At 43.5% G+C, this 4,959-nt stretch carries 6 protein-coding genes; 5 read left to right on the forward strand and 1 reads right to left on the reverse strand.

All coding sequences use genetic code 11. From position 1 onward, the window contains the following. On the forward strand, positions 1-579 hold a 579-nt coding region (locus MICAI_RS14840), incomplete at its 5' end, for an ATP-binding cassette domain-containing protein (protein ID WP_232306204.1). Positions 580-762: 183 nt separating this feature from the next. Here MICAI_RS14840 and MICAI_RS14845 read toward each other — a convergent pair. Beyond that, positions 763-1,215, reverse strand: a complete 453-nt coding sequence (locus tag MICAI_RS14845) for a hypothetical protein (RefSeq protein ID WP_008203496.1) — start codon at positions 1,213-1,215, stop codon at positions 763-765. Between the two features lie 53 nt (positions 1,216-1,268). On the opposite strand from MICAI_RS14845, the gene pyrE reads away from it, so the two are divergent. The 4 genes from pyrE to MICAI_RS14865 all read left to right on the forward strand — a co-directional run bounded on the left by pyrE (position 1,269) and on the right by MICAI_RS14865 (position 4,948). Beyond that, a complete protein-coding gene (gene pyrE, locus MICAI_RS14850) occupies positions 1,269-1,958 on the forward strand; it encodes an orotate phosphoribosyltransferase (protein WP_008203497.1) in 690 nt (229 codons plus the stop codon). A 514-nt stretch (positions 1,959-2,472) separates the two neighbouring features. Further along, the gene (nuoH, locus tag MICAI_RS14855; protein WP_002775034.1) at positions 2,473-3,591 is read left to right on the forward strand and encodes an NADH-quinone oxidoreductase subunit NuoH; all 1,119 of its coding nucleotides are present in this window, start codon (positions 2,473-2,475) and stop codon (positions 3,589-3,591) included. A 42-nt stretch (positions 3,592-3,633) separates the two neighbouring features. Continuing rightward, complete coding sequence (gene ndhI, locus MICAI_RS14860; RefSeq protein WP_002733194.1) at positions 3,634-4,206, forward strand: NAD(P)H-quinone oxidoreductase subunit I; 573 nt, start codon at positions 3,634-3,636, stop codon at positions 4,204-4,206. A gap of 145 nt (positions 4,207-4,351) precedes the next feature. Next, complete coding sequence (locus MICAI_RS14865) at positions 4,352-4,948, forward strand: NADH-quinone oxidoreductase subunit J (RefSeq protein WP_008203498.1); 597 nt, start codon at positions 4,352-4,354, stop codon at positions 4,946-4,948. The last annotated feature ends 11 nt before the right edge of the window (positions 4,949-4,959 follow it).

The raw sequence follows: 4,959 nt of genomic DNA on the forward strand, positions 1-4,959 counted from the left end.
GTGGGTTATATCATTTTAGGAAACTTGCGCAAACAGCTAATTTATCCTCAAACGACAACGGAGATGAGTGAATCCCAATTAAAAGAAATCTTACAAGAAGTTAACCTGCAAGATGTTCTTAATCGCATCAAAAATTTTGATGAGGAAGTGGATTGGGAAAATATTTTATCTTTAAAAGAACAACAGCGTCTAGCCTTTGTGCGACTATTCGTTAATCAGCCAGATTTTGTGATTTTAGATGAAGCCACCAGTGCTTTAGATTTAAAAAATGAAGATCATTTATATAAACAGTTACAACAAACTGGCAAGACTTTTATTAGTGTCGGACATCGAGAAAGTTTGTTTAACTATCATCAAAAGGTTTTGGAACTTTCCGAGGATTCTACTTGGCGATTAATGAGAATGGAAGACTATCATCCATCAGCAGCGATTGCAACTCATTCTAACAATGCCAAAACCGTTGATGAAACGATAGGAATTGTCTCTGAAATGAACAATCAAGACAATTTTACCCATCAAGAAATGCAAAAACTGACCAACTATAGCTTAAGTACGGGCTCTCCCAGCTTTGGTGGGTAAAATGTATTCTAAGATACATTTCTCAAGAGCGAGGGGGTGGAACGAACCACAAAGACACAAAGGACACAAAGATCGATCCTATGTAAGTTAAACTTATCACACAGAACCTAGAAGAGCCGGGAACCTTCCAAGAAGATTCTCGACCTATGACATTGTTCGCCAATTCCGAGTTAAATTGACCAATTAAAAGCCGCCTGGACTTAAATAACTGGGATTTTCCTGTAGGGAAGTATCGAAGGGATTGGCCAAATCTTGGGTGCGAATTAAGGGGCCAGACTGTTGCTGTTGCATGACATCATAGTATAAAGTTTCAGTTAATTTGGCATCCCGGGTAATCATATTATCGAAATAGGAACCTTGCATAAAAGTACGCCAACCAAAAAGAGAGTTGAACTGTCCTAAAATGCTGGTGTAGTCGTAGAAACGACCCGTATTGTTATTAACAGCGCGGTTAAACAAACCAGGGATATGATTAAATCCTACCGCCGTATCGGGAGAGGGGACAATTTGCAATTGTTGGGTTTTTACCGGTGGGGGATTGGTGGCGGGTGGAGTTTCGGCGATCGCAGTAGGCGAACTCAACCAGACTAAACCGGTTAAACAAAACAGGGAAGGAAGTAAAAACTTAGCGCGCATGGGTAAAAATCTCCTCACAGGGATAGGGTTAATTTAAAAATCGCGTCAATGGGATGAGAAAGAAATTAATACTAGCGATCGAGTCAATATATAATGACTTTTGGCTCAATTGTAACCGAAATTTTGGAGTCAGTCAGGCTCCCAATCCTGAAAATATGGCTAATTCCTCGGTAGCGAATCTCGACACTGCTTCCCTGCGTCAATTTCTCCTCGATGCTCTTGTCCGTCTTGCCTATCGAGAGGGGGATTTCACCCTGTCTTCAGGACAAAAAAGCAGCTACTATATCAACGGCAAACAAGTTACCCTCACTGCGGAGGGAGCTTTAGCCGTGGGGCGTTTATTGCTGTCTCTACTGCCTCCAGATACCCAAGCGGTGGCAGGATTAACCCTAGGGGCGGATCCGATTGTCAGCGCCGTTAGTGTGGTATCTGCCTACGAAAATCGCCCGATTCCAGCTTTAATCGTCCGCAAAGAGGCAAAAGGTCACGGCACTATGGCTTATATCGAGGGGCCGACTTTAAACCCCGGTGCCGCGGTGGTTGTCCTCGAAGACGTGGTGACAACGGGGAAAAGTGCCATGGTAGCGGTAGAAAGATTACGGGATGCGGGTTATCAAGTAGATTTAATCATTGCTTTGGTGGATAGAGAGCAAGGAGGGGCGGAATTTTACCAATCTCAGGGAATAAAGTTTCAAGCTTTGTTTTCGATTCAGGATCTACAGGCGGCTTATCATAATCAATAGCGGTGAGTGGCCAGAAACGCTCGATAACTGGGTTTTAACAGTCGGATTGGCTCTGGGGATAAACCACAAAGGCACAAAGAACACAAAGAGGAAGACAGATTCAAGCGGGCTGCCTTCATTGCCTAAACGATAAGTTAAGTAGGTAGGCGTTAAAAATTATCAGAAACCCCCCTTATCAAGGGGGGCAGGGGGGATCGAACCTAAAATCCATTTTAAATTTAATTATAACCAGCTACTTAACTAGATTTTTTTCCTGTGAATAATTTGGTAACTAGCCGAGGTTTTCGTCCCGAAGAAACAGCTAGTAACATTGATAGATTCAGAGTCTAGCTATTGACTAATAGCTATTCTCGCACGGGGACTCAAGATGCCTTGGCTCTCTTTGGCTCTAAGAATTGAAGCCTTTATCACTTTCTGATAACCCTCAGACCGACTAACTGTATACTAGGCTATAAGATTTGCTTAAAAATCTTCAAACCATGCCGAACTATCGACAGTACAGCGATCGCCAAATATGAATCAAGGCATAGATTTACAAGAAAGTTTCATTAAATCCCTAACAGACTTGGGATTAAGTGGAGGACTGGCTAAAGCGATTTGGATGCCTTTACCCATGTTCCTGATGATTATAGCCGCCACAGTGGGGGTTTTAGTCTGCGTCTGGTTAGAAAGGAAAATTTCCGCCGCCGTCCAACAGCGTATCGGGCCGGAATACGCAGGACCCTTGGGCGTTTTACAACCGGTCGCCGACGGTCTGAAATTAGTCTTTAAAGAAGATGTCGTCCCCGCTAAGGCTGACCCCTGGTTATTCCTCTTTGGGCCGATTTTGGTGGTGATGCCGGTGTTTGTCTCCTATCTCATCGTCCCCTTCGGTCAAAATCTGCTGATTACTGACCTAAACGTAGGTATCTTTTTATGGATTTCCTTGTCCAGTATTGCCCCCATTGGCTTATTAATGGCGGGTTATGCCTCAAATAATAAGTATTCCTTGCTGGGAGGCCTGCGGGCGGCGGCGCAATCGATTAGTTATGAAATTCCCTTGGCTTTATCGGTATTAGCGATTGTGATGATGTCTAATAGTCTCAGTACCATTGATATTGTCGAACAACAATCCGGTTATGGCATTTTAGGCTGGAATATCTGGCGCCAACCGGTGGGTTTTCTGATTTTCTGGATTGCCGCTTTAGCTGAGTGTGAACGTCTGCCTTTCGATTTACCAGAAGCGGAGGAGGAATTAGTCGCCGGTTATCAAACCGAATACGCGGGGATGAAATTCGCTCTCTTTTATGTGGGTTCCTACGTTAACCTGGTGCTGTCGGCCCTAGTTTTCGCCGTCCTCTATCTTGGTGGTTGGGAATTTCCTATCCCCGTCAATGCTTTAGCCGGCTGGTTGGGAGTTAGTGAAACCAATCCCTGGCTACAAATTATCACCGCTTCCCTCGGGATTACGATGACGGTATTAAAAGCCTATTTTCTCATCTTCATCGCCATTCTCTTACGTTGGACTGTACCCCGGGTTCGCATTGACCAATTACTCGATTTAGGCTGGAAATTCCTCTTACCGGTATCTTTAGTTAACCTACTACTTACCGCCGCCCTAAAACTAGCTTTTCCCTTTGCTTTTGGCGGTTAATTTCCTTTTTTGCCCTGTTAACCTACTATACCTCTGACCATCATGTTTAACATCCTCAAACAAGTCAGCGATTACGCCAAAGGTAGCATTCAAGCGGCGAAATACATCGGCGAAGGTTTATCCGTTACCTTCGACCATATGCGTCGTCGTCCGATTACCGTTCAGTATCCCTACGAAAAGTTAATTCCCTCGGAACGTTATCGGGGTAGAATTCACTTTGAGTTCGATAAATGTATCGCCTGTGAAGTTTGTGTGCGAGTTTGTCCGATTAATTTACCAGTAGTGGATTGGACTTTTAACAAGGAAATTAAAAAGAAAGAACTCAAACACTACAGTATCGATTTTGGGGTCTGTATTTTCTGCGGCAATTGTGTAGAGTACTGTCCGACTAATTGCCTATCGATGACCGAAGAATACGAACTAGCGACCTATGATCGTCATGAATTAAACTATGATAACGTCGCCCTAGGCCGTTTACCCTACAAAGTCACCCAAGACCCGATGGTAACACCTCTGAGGGAATTAGGTTATCTGCCTAAAGGTGTCATCGAACCCCACGATTTACCCGCCGGTAGTCAACGCGCCGGTAAACGTCCGGAAGAAATTACCGATTAATTAGCAGTTAGCTATCAGCCGTCACGGTTTTTAGGTAGGAGAATTGCCAGATTCTGTCTTTTGCCTCTTGCCTGTTGCCTCTTGCCTTCAGAAGCTGATAACTAATAATTAATAACTCTCAAACATAAAAGGAGATGAAACTACTGTGAATTTAGCCGAGGGCGTTCAAATAGTATCTTTTGGCATTTTAGCAGCCCTAGTAATCGGGACAGCTTTAGGCGTGGTACTATTATCTAATATCGTTTATTCCGCCTTTTTATTGGGCGGTGTTTTTATCAGCATTTCCGGTTTATATCTCTTACTAAATGCTGATTTTGTAGCGGCGGCACAAATTCTAATTTATGTGGGTGCGATTAACGTTTTAATTCTCTTTGCTATTATGCTTGTTAACAAGCAAGAGGACTTTTCTGATATTCCTAAACGTTGGATCCGTCAGGCATCTACTGCTTTAGTTTGTGTGGGTTTATTTGTACTGTTATCGACCATGGTTTTAATCACACCTTGGTCAATTTCTACCACTTCTCCCGCCGTTGTGACTAATACTTTAGTAGAAATCGGTAAGCATTTCTTTAGTGATTTCCTGCTACCCTTTGAATTAGCTTCCGTGCTATTATTAATGGCCATGGTCGGAGCAATTATTTTAGCTCGTCGTGACCTTATCCCCACCCTAAAAGCTGAAGAACCTACGGCCACAGCCTTAACATTACCCGAACGACCTAGAGAATTAACCGCCCCTAAATAAGACCAAAGAAA

Source organism: Microcystis sp. T1-4, assembly GCF_000297435.1.
Classification (GTDB): domain Bacteria; phylum Cyanobacteriota; class Cyanobacteriia; order Cyanobacteriales; family Microcystaceae; genus Microcystis.